The organism is Kitasatospora sp. NEAU-CNBT7, assembly GCF_057220535.1.
On record NZ_JBXQQB010000005.1, the window covers coordinates 81,076 to 96,536 of the forward strand.

A 15,461-nucleotide genomic window follows, 5' to 3' on the forward strand; every position below is an offset into this window, starting at 1 on the left:
CGGGGTGGACGGACCCGGGCCCGCACGCCCGGGTGGCGGCTCCGGTCCCCGCGCGAAAGGGGCCTCATGCCCACGAGCCCATCGACCAGCCGGCCGGATCTCGCTGACGCCCCCGCGGGCCTCACCGGCAGAGAACCGGGCACCGACCCCGGTCTGGGCGCCGCCGGGCCGGAGATCCTGCTGGAACTCGTGGACGACGACGGCGTCACCGTCGGCACCGCCGAGAAGCTCTGGGCCCACCAGCAGCCGGGCCGCCTCCACCGGGCCTTCTCCGTCTTCCTGTTCGACCAGCAGGGCCGGCTGCTGCTGCAGCGCCGGGCGCTCGGCAAGTACCACTCGCCCGGCGTGTGGTCCAACACCTGCTGCGGCCACCCGTACCCCGGCGAGCAGCCCTTCGTGGCCGCCGCCCGGCGCACCGCGGAGGAGCTCGGCGCCGCCCCGGCGCTGCTCTGCGAGGCCGGGACCGTGCGCTACGACCTGCCCGACGAGGCCTCCGGCCTGATCGAGCGGGAGTGGAACCACCTGTTCGTCGGGCTGGTCACGGCCGAGCTGGCGCCCGACCCGGACGAGGTCGACTCCACCCGCTTCGTCACCGCCCAGGAGCTGAAGGACCTGCGGGCGCAGAAGCCGTTCTCGGTGTGGTTCGAGACCGTCTTCGACGCCGCGCTGCCGGGCATCCAGGAGATCGCCGGACGGGACTGGTAGGGGCACCCGCCCCCGCGGGGCACCCCGGCCCGGGGTGCCCCACCCGGGCCGGACCGGCCCGGGACCGTCCGGTGCGTCACTCGGGCCAGGCGTGCCGCCCGGTGACCTCCCCCGCCGCCGCGTCCTCGTCGTCGTCCTTGACCGCCTCGGTGATCGCATCGAGCATCGCCGCGTCGGCGAACTCCGGCCGGACACCGGCCCGGCCCTGCGACGGCAGCGCCGGACCGGGCACCGCCGGACCGGGCAGCGGCAGGGCGGCCCAGATCACCTTGCCGCCCTCCTCGGTCCGCTCCACGTCGCAGACCCCGCCGGCCTGCAGCGTGATGCTCTTGACCAGCAGCAGCCCCCGCCCGCCCAGCCGTCCCAGATCGCTCTCCTGCGCCTTCGGCCGGTACGGATGCCCGTCCTCGACGGCGACCCTCACCCGGCCCTCCCCGATCCGCAGCTCGGTGACGACCCGGGGGGAGAGCGCCGCGGCATGGGTGACCGCGTTGCCGACCAGCTCGGAGACGATCAGCAGCAGGTCGTCGATCAGCTCCTGGTAGCGCTCCCCCGCCATCCCCTCGGCCAGCAGCCGGTCGCGCACGGCATGGCGGGTGCGGGGCACCGAGGCCTCGCTGGACTCCGCCGGGAAGCGCCACACCCCGGGCCGCGGCACCTGCTCGATCCGACCGGTCCGGGACCCGGCGGCGAGACCGGTGCCGGTCCGTCTGCCGGGGCCGGTACCGGATCCGCTGCCGGCCGCGGTCGGGGCCGATGAGGACGATGAGGATGAGGTGGGGAGAGGGGGAAGTGGTTCGGGGCCGTCGGACGGTCTCGTCGTCGGCCCGGTCGCCTCGCTGGTCTGTTCCACGGTCAAGCCGCCCTTCGCACGGTGACGGGAGGCTCTGCCGCCGACCGCAGCCCATGCCACCGGCGGCCTCTCGGGAATCGGGCGTTCCGCTCAAGGCTCCCTAGGTTCACAGAGGCTAGGAGACCAGCTGTCAGCGGCTGGAGCGGGGACTGGAACTAGGCATCGGCTGAACTCTTGCGACGGATTCTGAACGGATGCAGCCGAATACGGTCCATTCATGGCACCGATCACGGGGGCGTCCCAGCGAGATCGATCAACCCGGCGGCGGCTGCGCCGGCGGCCCGGCCAGCGGGTCGGCCGGCGGCCCCGCCAGTGGCTCGCCCAGCGGCCCGACGGTCGGCCCGACGGGCGGCTCGGCGGCCTTGCGGGCGTCCGCGGCCATCCCGATCACCCGGCGCGAGCCGATCCCCACGCTGATCAGCCCGAGACCGTCGAAGAGCAGCGAGAGCGAGAAGTACAGGCCCAGCGTGTAGCGGGACGCACTGGGCCACTGCGCCAGCACCAGCACGCCGATCACCAGGTCCAGCACGCCGAGCAGCAGCGTCCATCCCAGTTGCGGCCCCCGCACGGTGATCCCGCCGACCACCCGGAAGGTCCCGGCGCTCAGGAACAGCAGGGCGGCGAACTGCGTCAGCCCCTCGGGCTCGGCGTCCGGCCGCACCACCAGGACCAGGCCCGCCGCGAGGTTCAGGGCCGCCACCGCCGCGCCCAGCCAGAAGAAGTTCTCCCGCCGCGCCTGGACGGCGTGGCCCAGCCCCACCACGCCGCAGATCAGCAGCAGCCAGCCGTACAGCAGCATGCCGGTCAGCGTCGCGAAGGCGGTGTAGAGCAGGCCGAACAGCGCCGCTCCCACCAGCACCACCCCGAGCAGCGCCAGCACCCCGAACCTGCGCGCCAGCCCGCGCTCCGGCGCCCCCAGCTCCCCCGCCCTCGCCTCCCGCACCGCCACCACCTCCGGGTCACCCGCCGTCCGCCCTGTCCTGGTTCGTCGGCATTCATCCCAGCACACCTCCGGGCACCCCGCCGGGCGACAGATACGCAGGTGAGAAGCGGTCCGCGAGCCTGGTAGTGTTCTCTCTGTCGCCACGGGACGAACACAAGTGAAACCCGCGGCAACACACCCGGTCCGGGTGGCGGAATGGCAGACGCGCTAGCTTGAGGTGCTAGTGCCCTTTATCGGGCGTGGGGGTTCAAGTCCCCCCTCGGACACAGACCGCTCGCAGTCGCGAGCGAGCCGATGCCGGTCAGGAGAGATCCTGGCCGGCATCTCGCGTTTGCGGTGCGCCGGTCCGCTGTCAGCCCCCGTCACTACGCTGGATCACGTGGCTGCACACCCCCCTGCCCGCCATCTGCTCCGGGCCAAGGACCTCGCCGACGCACGGTACGCCGAGCCGCTCACCGTCGCCGAGCTCGCCGCGGCGGCCGGCCTGTCGCGGGCGCACTTCAGCCGCGAGTTCCGGCGGGCGTTCGGCGAGTCCCCGCACGTGTACCTGCTGACCAGGCGGCTGGAGCGGGCCGCCACCCTGCTGCGCACCACGGACCGCCCGATCGCCACGATCTGCTTCGACGTCGGGCTGAACAGCCTGGGGTCGTTCACCACCAGCTTCACGCGGATGTACGCGCGCACGCCCGCGGCCTACCGGGCGGCGTTCCCCCCGGCGGCCGCGCACGCCATCATCCCGGGCTGCGTGCAGCGCGCCTACGGCCGCCCGCAACACCGCACGTTTCGAGAAGACGCCGCCGACGGCCCCGGAATAGCGTGACGGTATCGCCGCTACGGAACACCATGGCCGACGGCCCGCCCCACGGAGGACTCGATGATCAGGATCGCCACCGCTCAGCTCTGGGTGCACGACCAGGAGGAGGCGCTCGCCTTCTACACGAAGAACGTCGGGATGGAGGTCAGGTCCGACGTCACCCTCCCCGAGATGGGGAACTTCCGCTGGCTCACGGTGGGCCCGGCCGGGCAGGAGGACGTGGCCATCGTGCTGATGGCGATCCCCGGTCCGCCGATGTTCGACGCCGAGACCCAGGGTCAGGTGCGCGAGCTGACGGCCAAGGGCGCGGCCGGCACCGTCTTCCTGACCACCGACGACTGCGACGCCGCCTACGCGGAGCTCTCGGCGCGCGGCGTCGAGTTCAACGAGAAGCCGACCGACCAGCCGTACGGCCGTGACTGCGGGTTCCGCGACCCGTCCGGCAACAACATCCGGCTGACCCAGCTCCGGGAGATGTGACCCGCGCCGGGCGCACGCACCTCGCGGACGGCGGGCGCACCCCGCGGACCCGCCGACGGACCGGGAAGGGACCGTCGGCGGGTCCGCGGCGCGTACGGCCGACCGGGGCCCGCCCGGCGGCGGGCCCCGCGCCGCTCAGCCGCGGGGCAGTGGCTGCTCCGCCCAGATGATCTTTCCCTCGGCGGTGTACCTGGTCCCCCAGCGCTCGGCGAACTGGGCCACCAGGAACAGGCCGCGGCCGCCCTCGTCCGAGTCCGCGGCGTAGCGCAGGTGCGGGGCGGTGCTGCTGGTGTCCGAGACCTCGCAGATCAGGGTGCGGTCGAACAGCAGCCGGACGGTGATCGGCCCGGAGGCGTAGCGCACGGCGTTGGTGACCAGTTCGCTGAGGATCAGCTCGGTGGTGAACGACAGCTCCTCCAGCCCCCAGTCGGCCAGCCGGCGGCCGGCGTCGGCCCGGGTGCCGGCCACCGCGGCCGGGCCGAACGGGACCTCCCAGCAGGCGATCCGGTCGGCGGGCAGGGCCTTGGTGCGGGCGACCAGCAGGGCGACGTCGTCGGTAGGCTGGGTGGGCAGCAGGGCGTCGAGGACGGCGTCGCAGGCCTGTTCCGGAGTACGGCCGCCGTCGCCCGCCAGGGCGGCCCGGAGCTGCTCGAGTCCGAGGTCGATGTCGCGGCGGCGGTTCTCCAGCAGGCCGTCGGTGTAGAGGACCAGGTGGCTGCCCTCGGGAAGTTCCAGGCGGACGGTCTCGAACGGCAGGCCGCCGAGGCCGAGCGGCGGGCCGGCCGGCAGGTCCAGGAACTCGACGGCGCCGCCGGGCCGGACCAGGGCGGGCGGCAGGTGGCCGGCCCGGGCGAGTTCGCAGCCGCGCGAGACCGGGTCGTAGACGGCGTAGAGGCAGGTCGCCCCGGTGAGCGCGGCGTCGCCGCCGGCCGTGGACTCGTCCTTGTCGATCCGGGCGACCAGGTCGTCGAGGTGGGCGAGCAGGTCGTCGGGCGGCAGGTCGAGCATGGAGAAGTTGTGCACCGCGGTCCGCAGCCGGCCCATCGAGGCGGCGGCGTGCATGCCGTGGCCGACGATGTCGCCGACCACCAGGGCGACCCGGGTGCCGGCCAGCGGGATGACGTCGAACCAGTCGCCGCCGACGCCTTCCTGGGCGGGCAGGTAGCGGTACGCGACGTCGAGGGCGCCCTGGTCGGGCAGGCCGCGGGGCAGCAGGCTCTGCTGCAGGGTGACGGCCATGGTGTGGTCGCCGGTGACGGCGGAGACGATCTGCTCCTGGGTGGCGTACTTGGTGTCGAAGACGCCGCCGTTGCAGCCCAGGCGCAGCACCGCCACCCGGTCGGCGACCGCGCGGACGGTGTCCAGGTCGTGGCTGACCAGCAGGACGCCCAGGCCGCGTTCGCGCAGGCGCTCGATCAGTTCCAGCACCAGGGCGGTCTGGGCGACGCCGAGGGCGGCGGTCGGCTCGTCCAGGATGACCATCCGGGGGCCGCCGATCAGGGCCCGGGCGATGGCCACGCTCTGGCGCTGGCCGCCGGAGAGCGAGCCGACCGGGACCCGCAGGCTGGGGATCCGGATGGACAGGGCGGCCAGCAGCCGGCGGGCGCGCTTCTCCATGCCGACCTCGTCGAGGATCCCGAAGCGGCGCAGTTCGCGGCCGAGGAAGAGGTTGGCGACGGTGTCGAGGTTGTCGCACAGGGAGAGGTCCTGGTGGACGGCGGCGATGCCCAGGTCCTGGGCGTCGGCCGGGCGGCGCAGGCCGACCGGGCGGCCGTCCCACTCGATCTCCCCGCTGTCCGGTTCGAGCACCCCGGAGACCGCCTTGACCAGGGTGGACTTGCCGGCGCCGTTGTCCCCGACCAGGGCCACCACCTCGCCGGCGGTGACCACCAGGTCGACCTCGCTCAGCGCCTGGACGGCGCCGAAGCGTTTGGAGATCCCGCGCACGGCGAGCAGCGGCGGCTTGGCCACGGCGCAACCTCCTGTCCGGCTCTGGGGTTCAGCGGGGGACGGATCGGATCAGCAGCAGGGCGATGTCGTCGGTCCGGTGCTCGGCGCGCCTGGCCTGGCCGATCAGGGTGTCGGCGAGGCGGGCGAGCGGCTCGCCGCCGTGCCGGGCGAGTTCGCCGGACAGCGCGGCGAGGGCCAGGTCGAGGTCGGCGCCGGGGGTCTCGATCAGGCCGTCGGTGTAGAAGGCGAGGGTGGTGCCGACCGGCAGGCCGATCCGGGTCAGCGGGTACTCGGCGGCGGGGTCGACGTTGAGCACCAGGCCGCTCTGCGGTTCCAGCACCTCGGCCTGTCCGTCGGGGCGCCGCAGCAGCGGTGCGGGGTGGCCGGCGTCGGCGAGCCAGGCCTCCCGCCGGGCGAGGTCGACCCGCAGGCAGGCGCAGCTGGCGAGCAGGGTGGTGTCCAGGTCGGTGAGCAGGCGGTTGGTGCGGGCGAGCACGGTGCTGGGGTCGGCGTCGGCGGTGGCGAAGGCGCGGACGGCGGTGCGGATCTGGCCCATCAGGGCGGCGGCGTTGACGTTGTGGCCCTGGACGTCGCCGATGACCACGACGGCGGTGTCCCGGTCGATGGGGACCAGGTCGTAGAAGTCGCCGCCGACGTCCATGCCCTCGGTGCCGGGCAGGTAGCGGGCGGCGCTCTCCAGGCCGGGGACGGTGGGCAGGGCGCGGGGCAGCAGGCTGTCCTGGAGGCCGTGGGCGAGGCCGAGTTTGGTGTCGTACAGGCGGGCGCGGTCGAGGGCCTGGGCGATCAGGCCGCCGAGGGAGGTGAGGACGGCGCGTTCCTCGACGCCGAAGTGGTGGGGTTCGGCGAAGGCCAGCACGCAGGTGCCGATCAGCCGGCCGGAGGTGACCAGCGGGAGGTACGCCCAGGCGGCCATGCCGTCCTGGGTCTCGTGGCGGCCGGGGTAGAGCCGTTCGAGTTCGGTGCGGTTCTCGAAGAAGGCGGGCACCGGGTTGGTGGCGGCCTGGACGCCGGGGGTGGACTCGTCCAGCGCGGTGCCGTCGAACTGGTCGACCAGGCCGGGCGGGTAGCCGCGGTGGCCGACGATCCGCAGCCGCCCGGCCTCGGCCATCAGGACGGCGACGGCCTGGGCGCCGAAGGCGGGGACGATCTGCTCGGAGACCATGCTGACCACGTCCTGGACGCCGACCGCCTCGGTGAGCGCGCCGGCCAGGTGGAGGATGTGGTACAGCGCGCCGGGCCGGGGGTGGACGGCGGGCTGGGCGTCCGGCCGGGGGCCGGTGGGGTGCTGTCCGTCCGCGGCGGGGGTGATCCGGACGGTGAGGCCGGTGGCGTCGGGGTGGAGCTGGAACGTCAGCCAGTGGTCGGGGGGCCGCAGCGCGACGAAGGAGGTGGACGTGCCGCCGATCACGGCCGCCCGGTAGTGGTACTCGTACACCGGGTCGCGCAGCCAGGGCAGCGCGGACCAGGGGCGTTCACCGGTGAGGCGGTCGGCGCTCTCGCCGAGCAGGGCGGCCGCGTTGGCGGTGACGACGGCGATCCGGCCGTTCAGGTCCAGGCCGCACAGGCCGTCGGGGAGCCGGGCCAGGGCGAGTGCGAGCGGGTCGGCCGGGAGGTCGGTGGGGGTGACCGCGAGGGGGCTGCGGCGTGGCCGCAGCGGGTGGCCGGCCCGGTCGGCGCGGGCGAGTTCGGCGGTGAGCCGGGCGGTGAGGTCGGTGAGCGCGCGGCTCTCGCCCGGCGAGAGCTCCGCGGGGTGGGAGGCCGGCCAGAGCAGGAACAGCGCGCCGTAGCCGGCCGTGCCGTCGGTCAGCGGGGCAGCGGCGAGGCTGAAGGCGTACGGCATGGCGACCGCGACCCGGGGGTACCGGCGGGCCATCGCGTCCGGGCCGCCGATCCAGACCAGGTGGTCGCCGCGGACGGCGTCGGCGACCGGGATCGGCGCGGACAGGCCGACCCGGTGCCAGGGGCGGGTGAACTGCCGGGCGGCCCCCAGGGTGAGGGCGAGTTCCAGCAGGTCGCCGTCGGCCGACCGCAGGTAGAGCCCGCCGAGCTGGGCGTCCAGCGGGCCGGTGGCGGCCCGGCGCAGGATCCGGGCCAGGGCGTCGAGGCCGTCCTCGGCCGCCGGCTCGGCGCCATCGCGTCCGGGCCGCGGGGACGCCGGCCCTGACGTGTCCACGCAACCACCTCGATCCGGGCCGTCGGGTCACCCGCCCGGCCTTCCTCCCATACTGGCCCGTCCGGGCGCCGGTCGCCCCGCAGTCCCGGGGACCGGCGGTTCCGCGGCCGGCCGGGCGGCCGCGCGGGCGGCGGAATCACCCCGCGGCCCGCTCGTGTCCCGCGCCCGGCGCGCGCGCCGGTGCGTACCGTCGGATCTTGCAGAGGCGGCCACCGGACCCGGCGGCACCCGGACCCGGGTGACGGCCGGACACCGGGGCGACCCGACCCGGCCGGTCGGGACGACGGTCGGACAACACGACGGTCGGGACGAGGAGCGGGGCTTTCCGTGGAACGCAAGTGGTGGACCCTGATCGCCGTCTCGGTGGCGACCTTCATGCTCCTGCTGGACATCACCGTCGTGAACGTGGCGCTGCCGTCGATCCGCCGTGACCTGGGGGCCAGCTTCACCGACCTGCAGTGGGTGTTCGACGCGTACGCGCTGACGCTGGCCGCGCTGGTGCTGACGGCCGGCTCGCTGGCCGACCGGCTCGGGCGGCGGCGGACCTTCGCGGCCGGTCTGGTGATCTTCTCGGTGGCCTCGCTGCTGTGCGCCCTGGCCCCCAACCCGACGTTCCTCAACCTCTCCCGGGCGCTGCAGGGCGTCGGCGGCGCGGTGATGTTCGCGGTGTCGCTGGCCCTGGTCGCCCAGGAGTTCCCGGCCGGACGGGAGCGCGGCACGGCGATGGGCCTGTACGGGGCCACCATCGGGGTCGCGGTGGCGGTCGGCCCGCTGGTCGGCGGCGCGCTGACCGACTGGCTGGGCTGGGAGTCGATCTTCTACCTCAACCTGCCGATCGGGGCGGCGGCGCTGCTGGTCACCTTCCTGAAGCTGCGCGAGAGCCGCGACCCCAACGCCACCCGGATCGACTGGGCGGGCGTGGTGACCTTCTCGCTCTCGCTGTTCCTGCTGGTCCTGGCGCTGGTCCGGGGCAACGCGGAGGGCTGGGGCAGCGCCCTGATCGTCTCGCTGTTCGTCGGCGCGGCGCTGCTGATGGCCGCGTTCGTGGTGGTCGAGCTGCGGGTGGCGGAGCCGATGCTGCCGCTGACGCTGTTCCGGCGCGGGGCGTTCACCGGGGTGCAGCTGGCCGCGTTCGCGGTCTCCGGCTCGCTGTTCGCGCTGTTCCTGTACCTGACCCTGTACCTGCAGAACTACCTCGGCCTGTCGCCGTTCGCGGCCGGCGTGCGGTACCTGCCGATCACCGCGCTCAGCTTCCTGGTGGCGCCGGTCGCCGGGGCGCTGCTGTCCCGGGTGCAGGCCCGGCTGCTGCTCGGGACCGGGCTCGCGGCGGTCGGCACGGGGCTGCTGCTGATGGGCGACATCCAGGCCGGCGACAGCTGGTCCACCCTGCTGAGCGGCTTCGTGGTGGCGGGCGCGGGGGTCGGCCTGATCAACCCGGTGATCGCGGACGTGGCGGTGAGCGTGGTCCCCAAGGAGCGCAGCGGGATGGCCGCCGGCATCAACGACACCTTCCGGCAGGTCGGCATCGCGGTGGGCATCGCGGTCTGGGGCGCGGTGTTCGTCGGCCGCGGCACCGAGCGGGTCCGCGAGCTGGCCGCCGGGACCCCGGCCGCCGAGGGCGGGCGGCCGCGGCAGCTGGTCGAGGCGGCCTCCTCGGGCGCGCTCGACGAGGCGGTGGCGGCGTTCCCGGAGCCGGTCCGCGGCGCGGTGGTGGACGCCGCCCGGGCCGGGTTCCTGTCCGGCCTGAACACGGTGCTGTGGATGGGCGCGGTGCTCAGCTTCGTCGGCGCCGTGCTGGCCCTGTGGCTGGTCCGGGAGAGCGAGATCGAGCGCGACCGGCCCGGGCCCGAACCGGCGCCCGCCGGCGCCGGGGGCTGAGCGGCCCCCGGCGGCGGTGGGGAGTCAGGCGATCCAGGTGCTGGTCGCGCCGAGCACGGCGGACCCGTCGAGGTCGGCCAGCTTGAGCCCGACGAAGGCCCGGGCGGCCTCGGAGGTCTGCACCCGCAGCGCCGGACGGTCAGCGCCGAGCGCCTCGACGATGGTGGCGGCGGCGCCCTCGGCGGACTGCGCGCCGTTGGCGAAGGCGGCCATGGTGCGGTCGAGGTAGCCCTTGAGGGCCGGGGCGTACGGGCCGGCGGCGCCGAGCGCGGCCTCGAGGTCGACGCCGACGTTGGCCACGAACTCGCTGGCCACGGCACCGGGCTCGACCAGGGTCACGGCGACGCCCTGGGAGGCGGCCACCGGGGCGAGCGACTCCAGGAAGCCCTCGACGGCGAACTTGGCCGCGCAGTACGCCTCGTTGAACGGCTGGCCGACCACGCCGCCGACGCTGCTCACCGCGATCAGGCGGCCGCCGGAGGCCCGCAGGTGGGGCAGCGCGGCGCGGGTGACCTCCACGACGCCGAAGAAGTTCACCTCCATCACCGCGCGGACGTCCGCGACGGCCTCCTGCTCGATGGTGCCGAGGTGGCCGGCGCCCGCGTTGTTGACCACCGCGTCCAGCCGCCCGTGCTCGGTGATCACACCGGCGACGCAGGCGGCCACCGACGCGGGGTCGGTCACGTCCAGCTGCCGTACCTGGACCAGGTCGGCCACGCCGGCCTCGGCGGCGGCCCGCTCCAGGGCGCCGGAGCGGGTGAGGTCCCGCATGGTGGCGACCACCAGCCAGCCGGCCCGGGCGGCGGCGACGGCCGCGGCCAGGCCGATGCCGGAGGAGCAGCCGGTGATCAGGACGGTCCGGTTCGGCGTGGCGGCGTTGGCGGCGTCGCGGGGGGCGGTGCTGGACATGGCGGTACCTCGTTCGGGTCGGTCGGCACAGTGACTTGCGTGTACACACACACTAATACTGTGTGCGCGCACACGCAAGGAAGTACGATGCGGTCATGACGCGCGCCGAGCTCTCCCTGGGGCCCCTGTCCGACCAGGACCACGCCTTCTACGGCCTGGTCTGGGCGGGCACCACGCTGGCCGCGCACGTGGACCGCGAGCTGACCCGCACCCACGGCCTGCCGCTGTCCTGGTTCGAGGTGATGCTCTGGCTCAACGGCCAGGCCGAGCCGGTGGCCGCCTCGGACCTCGGCGCCCGCACCATGCTCAGCCGCAGCCAGGTCTCCCGGGTGGTGGACGCGCTCGCCGCCCGCGGCCTGGTCGCCCGCAGCCCCTCCCCCTCCGACGCCCGTTCGGTGCGGATCGCCCTGACCGAGCACGGCCGGCGGACCTTCGCCGAGGCGGACGCGGCCCGCCGGGAGATCCTCCGGCCGGTGTTCGGCGGACTCCTGGACGAGACGGACATCCAGGCCCTGGAGACCGTCTGGCGCAAGCTCAAGCAGCCCTACGCCGGGAAGCGGCCGGACGGCCCGGCCCAGGCCGGGAACTGACGCAGGGGCGCGCGGAGGGCCGCCGCGCCCTCCCCGTGCCCCGGCGGGCGCTCGCGCCGGGGCGACCGACCGCGACCCGGGCTCCGGGCGGACACATGTCCCGACCGTTCCGGCGGGCTCCGGGCAGGGCCGCCCGACCGTGCGTCACCGAACCTCCGGTGCAGGTCGCGGACGGTTCCGGCACGCGCCGCATGCGGTTCCCGACCGCAGCCCCCAAGTCAACCGTGATGATTGTGTGATGCTCGGTATGCAGGCTTGTTATTGAGCTGTTGATCCCTCTAATCTCCCAGGCAGCCCGCCGCTGCGGGCGCCCGGAACGCGGCACGCCCAACCCTGCCCACCGCGCCACCGGGACGACCGGACACCCTGGGCAGGGGCGGGGGACCCAGGTTATTGCGCCGACCCCCATCGGCTCGGGGTGAAGCCGCGCCCAGCGCGGCCGGGCCACCTCCCGGCCCGAACCCGACAGCTCACCTCGCAGGCGTGCGGAGAGGGATAACTGATGGTGTTTTCGGGTTCCGGGCGTCACCGCCGTCCCACCCAGGCCGACCGCGCCGTCGCGGCCGCCGGCGTCGCCGGGGTCGGCCTCGCGCTCCCGCTGCTCACCGCGACCGGCGCGCACGCGGCACCGGCCGTGACGCCGGACACCTGGCAGGCGGTCGCCCAGTGCCAGACCGACGGGGACTGGCACGGCAACCCCGGCACCGGCACCTACGGCGGCCTCGGCCTGACCCTGCGGACCTGGGCCGCGTACGGCGGCGACGAGTTCGCCGCGCAGCCCGACCACGCCACCCCGCAGGAGCAGATCATCGTGGCCGAGCGGCTGCTCGCGGCCCGCGGCTCCAGCCTGTGGCCGACCTGCGGCCCGGCGGCCGGCCTGCCCGCCCCGGTGGCCGACACCCCGCCCGCCGCCGACCCGGCCGTGCCCAGCCTCGACGCCTCCACCCCGGTCCGGGGCGACGGCGGGTACGTCCCGCACTTCGTCCTGCCGTACCTGGAGCCCTCCGCGACCCCCGCCGTCCCCGGGACCACCGGGACCACCGGGACCACCGGCGAGCTGCCGCCCGCCGCCCCCGCCCAGCCCGGCGGCCTGCCGACCGACCTGCCCGGCGCCACGGCGCCCGGCACCACCCCGGTCGACCCCACCACGGCCGCCCCGGTCACCCCGGCCCCGACCCCGGACCCGGGCACCACCCCGGCGCCCGGCACCGGCACCGCCGCACCCACCACCTCCCCCAGCCCGGACGCCACCACCTCCCCCGGCACGGGCCTGCCGGTGCCGGGCGCCTCCGGCACCACCGCACCCGCCACCGGCGGCCAGCCGGCCACCCCGGACCCGGCCGCGGCGGCCGCCACCACCACGCCCGCCGCCGCCACCACCCCGGCGCCCGCGACCACCTACACCGTCGCCCCGGGCGACACCCTCTCCACCATCTCCAACAACCTGACCCTGGGCGGCTGGCAGCACCTCTACGACCACAACTCCCCCACGGTCGGCACCAACCCCGACCTGATCCACCCCGGACAGGTGCTCACCCTCCCCTGACCGGCCGGGGCCCGGCCCCGGCCGGCCCCACCCGAACCCCGCACCGGAGCACCGGGCACGGGCCTGGCAGACTGCTGCCGACGGCCCGTGCCCGAACGATCCCAGCCGAGGTTCCATGCAGTCCCTGCTCGCCGGTTTCGCCCCGATCTGGGTCCTCACCGCCGTCGGCCTGCTGATCGCCCGGACCGGCCTGCTCGGGGAGCAGGCCGAGACGGTGCTCGGGCGGTTCGTCTTCCATGTGGCCATGCCCGCCGCGCTGTTCACCATGCTCGCCGGGGCGCGCCCGGCGGGTCTGGTGGGCTCCGCGATGCTGGCCTTCGCCGCGGGCACGGTACTCACCGCCGGGCTGGGCTTCCTGGCGGGCCGGCTGCTGTTCCGCCGGGCCCCGGCCGACCAGGCGATCAGCGGGATGGCGGCGGGCTACGTCAACTCGGCCAACCTCGGCATCCCGGTGGCCGTCCAGGTGCTCGGTGACGCCTCGTTCGTGGCCCAGATCCTGCTGTTCCAGGTCCTGCTGGTGTCCCCGGTGATCCTCGCCCTGCTCGACGCGGGCACCGCGCGGGCCCGCGCGGCGGCCGGTGCGGGAATGCCGGGCGGCGCCGGGGCGGCGGCGCCCGGCCCGCTGCGGCGGCTGCTCACCATGCCGGTCCGCAACCCGGTCATCCTGGCCTCGGCCCTCGGCGTACTGGTCTCCGCCGCGGGGTGGCGGCTGCCGCCGTTCCTGGCCCGGCCCGGCGAACTGCTCGGCGCCGCGGCCGTCCCGACCGCCCTGCTCACCCTCGGCATGTCGCTGCACGGCCGCCGGGCCGGGGCCGGGCCCGGGCTGCGCGCGGAGGTCGGCGTGGCCGTGGTCCTGAAGACGCTGGTCCAGCCGCTGGTCGCGCTGGCGGTCGGCGGTCCGCTGCTGCACCTGCCCCGCCATCAGCTGCTGGCCGTGGTGCTCTGTTCGGCGCTGCCGACCGCCCAGAACGCCTTCGTCTACGCCCGTGAGTACGGGCTGAGCACGGCCGTGGCCCGGGACTCGGTGCTGTCCTCGACGCTGGTGTCGATGGGCACGCTCTCCCTGGTGTACCTGGCCCTCGGCCCGACGCACTGAGCCGGGCACCGCCCCGGACGGCGGGGACCCGCCTTCTTGACGAAACCATGACACTGACGGACCATCATGCTGGCGCGCGCCGCACCTCCTCCCTGTTCCGTCCCTACGGATCCCCCACCGGAGGACAGTCATGCGACTGCCCAGTCGAGGGAAGCCCGCCGCGGCCACCGCCGTCCTGCTGGCCCTCGCCCTCGCGTCACCGCTCACCACCCAGGCCGCCGCGCACCCGGTGGCCGCCGGGTCCGCCGTCGGCGCGGACACCGCCCGGCAGTACGTCCTCGACGGCCCGCGGACCGTCGCCGAGCGCACCGCCATCGCCGCCACCGGCGCCTCCGTCGACGCCGTCCGCAGCGACTCCGTGGTGGTCACCGCCACCGCCGCCGAGGCCGGCCGGCTGCGGGCGCTCGGCTGGTCCGCCACCGTGCTGCCCGGGCCGCAGGACGGCGACGGCGGCGCCCGGGAGCCGGCGGCCGCCACCCCGTACGACTTCCCGTCCGCGGACTCCGGCTACCACAACTACGCCGAGGCCACCGCCGACATCGACGCCGTGGTCGCCGCCCACCCCGACATCATGAGCAAGCGGGTCATCGGCACCTCGTACGAGGGCCGGGCGATCGTCGCGATCAAGATCAGCGACAACGTCGGCACCGACGAGAACGAGCCCGAGGTGCTGTTACCGCCCACCAGCACGCCCGCGAGCACCTCACCGTCGAGATGGCGCTCTACCTGCTGCACGAGTTCGGCGACAAGTACGCCACCGACAGCCGGATCGCGAACGCCGTCAACAGCCGCGAGATCTGGGTGGTGCCGGACCTCAACCCGGACGGCGGCGAGTACGACATCGCCACCGGCCGCTACCGCAGCTGGCGCAAGGACCGCCAGCCCAACCCGGGCAGCAGCAGCGCCGGTACCGACCTCAACCGGAACTGGAACTACAAGTGGGGCTGCTGCGGCGGCTCCTCCGGCTCCACCTCCAGCGAGACCTACCGGGGCAGCGCCGCGGAGTCCGCCAAGGAGACCAAGGTGGTCGCCGACTTCGTGCGCAGCCGGGTGGTCGGCGGCAAGCAGCAGATCACCGCGGCGATCGACTTCCACACCTACAGCCAGCTGGTGCTCTGGCCGTTCGGCTGGACCACGGCCAACACCACCACCGGCATGACCGCCGACGAGTACAACACCTTCGCCACCCTCGGGCGCACCATGGCCGGCACCAACGGCTACACCCCCGAGCAGTCCAGCGACCTGTACATCACCGACGGGGCGATCGACGACTGGCTGTGGGGCACCCAGCGGGTCTTCGCGTACACCTTCGAGATGTACCCGGGCCCGAACGGCAGCAGCGGCTTCTACCCGCCCGACGAGGTGATCGGACGGGAGACCAGCCGCAACCGGGAGGCCGTGCTGCGGCTGGTGGAGACCGCCGACTGCGTGTACCGGGCGATCGGCAAGCAGCAGCAGTACTGCGGCATCGCGACCTGAGCGGCGCCGCTCCGGACGGGCCCT

Annotated in this window: 11 protein-coding genes, 1 tRNA gene, 2 pseudogenes and 1 riboswitch; of the genes and pseudogenes, 9 read left to right on the forward strand and 5 right to left on the reverse strand. The window is 74.9% G+C overall.

The annotated features are described in order from the left end of the window. The first annotated feature begins 66 nt into the window (after positions 1-66). Positions 67-705 carry an isopentenyl-diphosphate Delta-isomerase gene (gene idi / locus AC2TEW_RS08765; protein ID WP_033824324.1) on the forward strand — a complete coding sequence of 213 codons (639 nt, stop codon included), beginning with the start codon at positions 67-69 and terminating at the stop codon, positions 703-705. A 220-nt stretch (positions 706-925) separates the two neighbouring features. On the opposite strand, the pseudogene AC2TEW_RS08770 reads toward idi, so the two are convergent. Together AC2TEW_RS08770 and AC2TEW_RS08775 are read right to left on the reverse strand one after the other, a co-directional pair. Beyond that, positions 926-1,372, reverse strand: a pseudogene (locus tag AC2TEW_RS08770) (ATP-binding protein); the annotation flags it as partial. A 439-nt stretch (positions 1,373-1,811) separates the two neighbouring features. Further along, a complete protein-coding gene (locus tag AC2TEW_RS08775; protein WP_484622775.1) occupies positions 1,812-2,501 on the reverse strand; it encodes an HdeD family acid-resistance protein in 690 nt (229 codons plus the stop codon). Between the two features lie 181 nt (positions 2,502-2,682). Here AC2TEW_RS08775 and AC2TEW_RS08780 point away from each other — a divergent pair. The 3 genes from AC2TEW_RS08780 to AC2TEW_RS08790 all read left to right on the forward strand — a co-directional run bounded on the left by AC2TEW_RS08780 (position 2,683) and on the right by AC2TEW_RS08790 (position 3,795). After that, positions 2,683-2,767: transfer RNA gene (locus AC2TEW_RS08780), tRNA-Leu, on the forward strand. Positions 2,768-2,880: 113 nt separating this feature from the next. Next, the gene (locus AC2TEW_RS08785) at positions 2,881-3,321 is read left to right on the forward strand and encodes a helix-turn-helix domain-containing protein (RefSeq protein ID WP_484622776.1); all 441 of its coding nucleotides are present in this window, start codon (positions 2,881-2,883) and stop codon (positions 3,319-3,321) included. A gap of 54 nt (positions 3,322-3,375) precedes the next feature. After that, positions 3,376-3,795 carry a VOC family protein gene (locus AC2TEW_RS08790; RefSeq protein ID WP_484622777.1) on the forward strand — a complete coding sequence of 140 codons (420 nt, stop codon included), beginning with the start codon at positions 3,376-3,378 and terminating at the stop codon, positions 3,793-3,795. A 135-nt stretch (positions 3,796-3,930) separates the two neighbouring features. Here the strand turns inward: AC2TEW_RS08790 and AC2TEW_RS08795 are convergent, their stop codons facing one another. Further along, positions 3,931-5,766, reverse strand: coding sequence for a SpoIIE family protein phosphatase (locus AC2TEW_RS08795; protein WP_484622778.1), 1,836 nt, complete (start codon positions 5,764-5,766; stop codon positions 3,931-3,933). Positions 5,767-5,794: 28 nt separating this feature from the next. After that, positions 5,795-7,939 (reverse strand): SpoIIE family protein phosphatase, encoded by a 2,145-nt coding sequence (locus tag AC2TEW_RS08800; RefSeq protein ID WP_484622779.1) that lies wholly within the window; start codon positions 7,937-7,939, stop codon positions 5,795-5,797. A 327-nt stretch (positions 7,940-8,266) separates the two neighbouring features. On the opposite strand from AC2TEW_RS08800, the gene AC2TEW_RS08805 reads away from it, so the two are divergent. Then, positions 8,267-9,817 carry an MFS transporter gene (locus AC2TEW_RS08805; protein ID WP_484622780.1) on the forward strand — a complete coding sequence of 517 codons (1,551 nt, stop codon included), beginning with the start codon at positions 8,267-8,269 and terminating at the stop codon, positions 9,815-9,817. A 24-nt stretch (positions 9,818-9,841) separates the two neighbouring features. Here AC2TEW_RS08805 and AC2TEW_RS08810 read toward each other — a convergent pair whose 3' ends face one another. Beyond that, positions 9,842-10,726 carry an SDR family NAD(P)-dependent oxidoreductase gene (locus AC2TEW_RS08810; protein WP_484622781.1) on the reverse strand — a complete coding sequence of 295 codons (885 nt, stop codon included), beginning with the start codon at positions 10,724-10,726 and terminating at the stop codon, positions 9,842-9,844. Positions 10,727-10,821: 95 nt separating this feature from the next. Here AC2TEW_RS08810 and AC2TEW_RS08815 point away from each other — a divergent pair, with 95 nt between their 5' ends. From AC2TEW_RS08815 to AC2TEW_RS08830, 4 genes and pseudogenes are all read left to right on the forward strand, one after another. Beyond that, entirely contained in the window at positions 10,822-11,316 is a 495-nt protein-coding gene (locus tag AC2TEW_RS08815) for a MarR family winged helix-turn-helix transcriptional regulator (RefSeq protein ID WP_484622782.1), read from the forward strand. A gap of 345 nt (positions 11,317-11,661) precedes the next feature. Beyond that, a riboswitch (cyclic di-AMP (ydaO/yuaA leader) is annotated at positions 11,662-11,814 on the forward strand. Between the two features lie 4 nt (positions 11,815-11,818). Continuing rightward, entirely contained in the window at positions 11,819-12,862 is a 1,044-nt protein-coding gene (locus tag AC2TEW_RS08820) for a LysM peptidoglycan-binding domain-containing protein (RefSeq protein ID WP_484622783.1), read from the forward strand. Positions 12,863-12,977: 115 nt separating this feature from the next. Further along, on the forward strand, positions 12,978-13,958 hold the full coding sequence (locus AC2TEW_RS08825; RefSeq protein ID WP_484622784.1) for an AEC family transporter: 981 nt from the start codon (positions 12,978-12,980) through the stop codon (positions 13,956-13,958). 571 nt (positions 13,959-14,529) lie between these two features. Next, positions 14,530-15,437 (forward strand): annotated as a pseudogene (locus AC2TEW_RS08830) (M14 family metallopeptidase). The last annotated feature ends 24 nt before the right edge of the window (positions 15,438-15,461 follow it).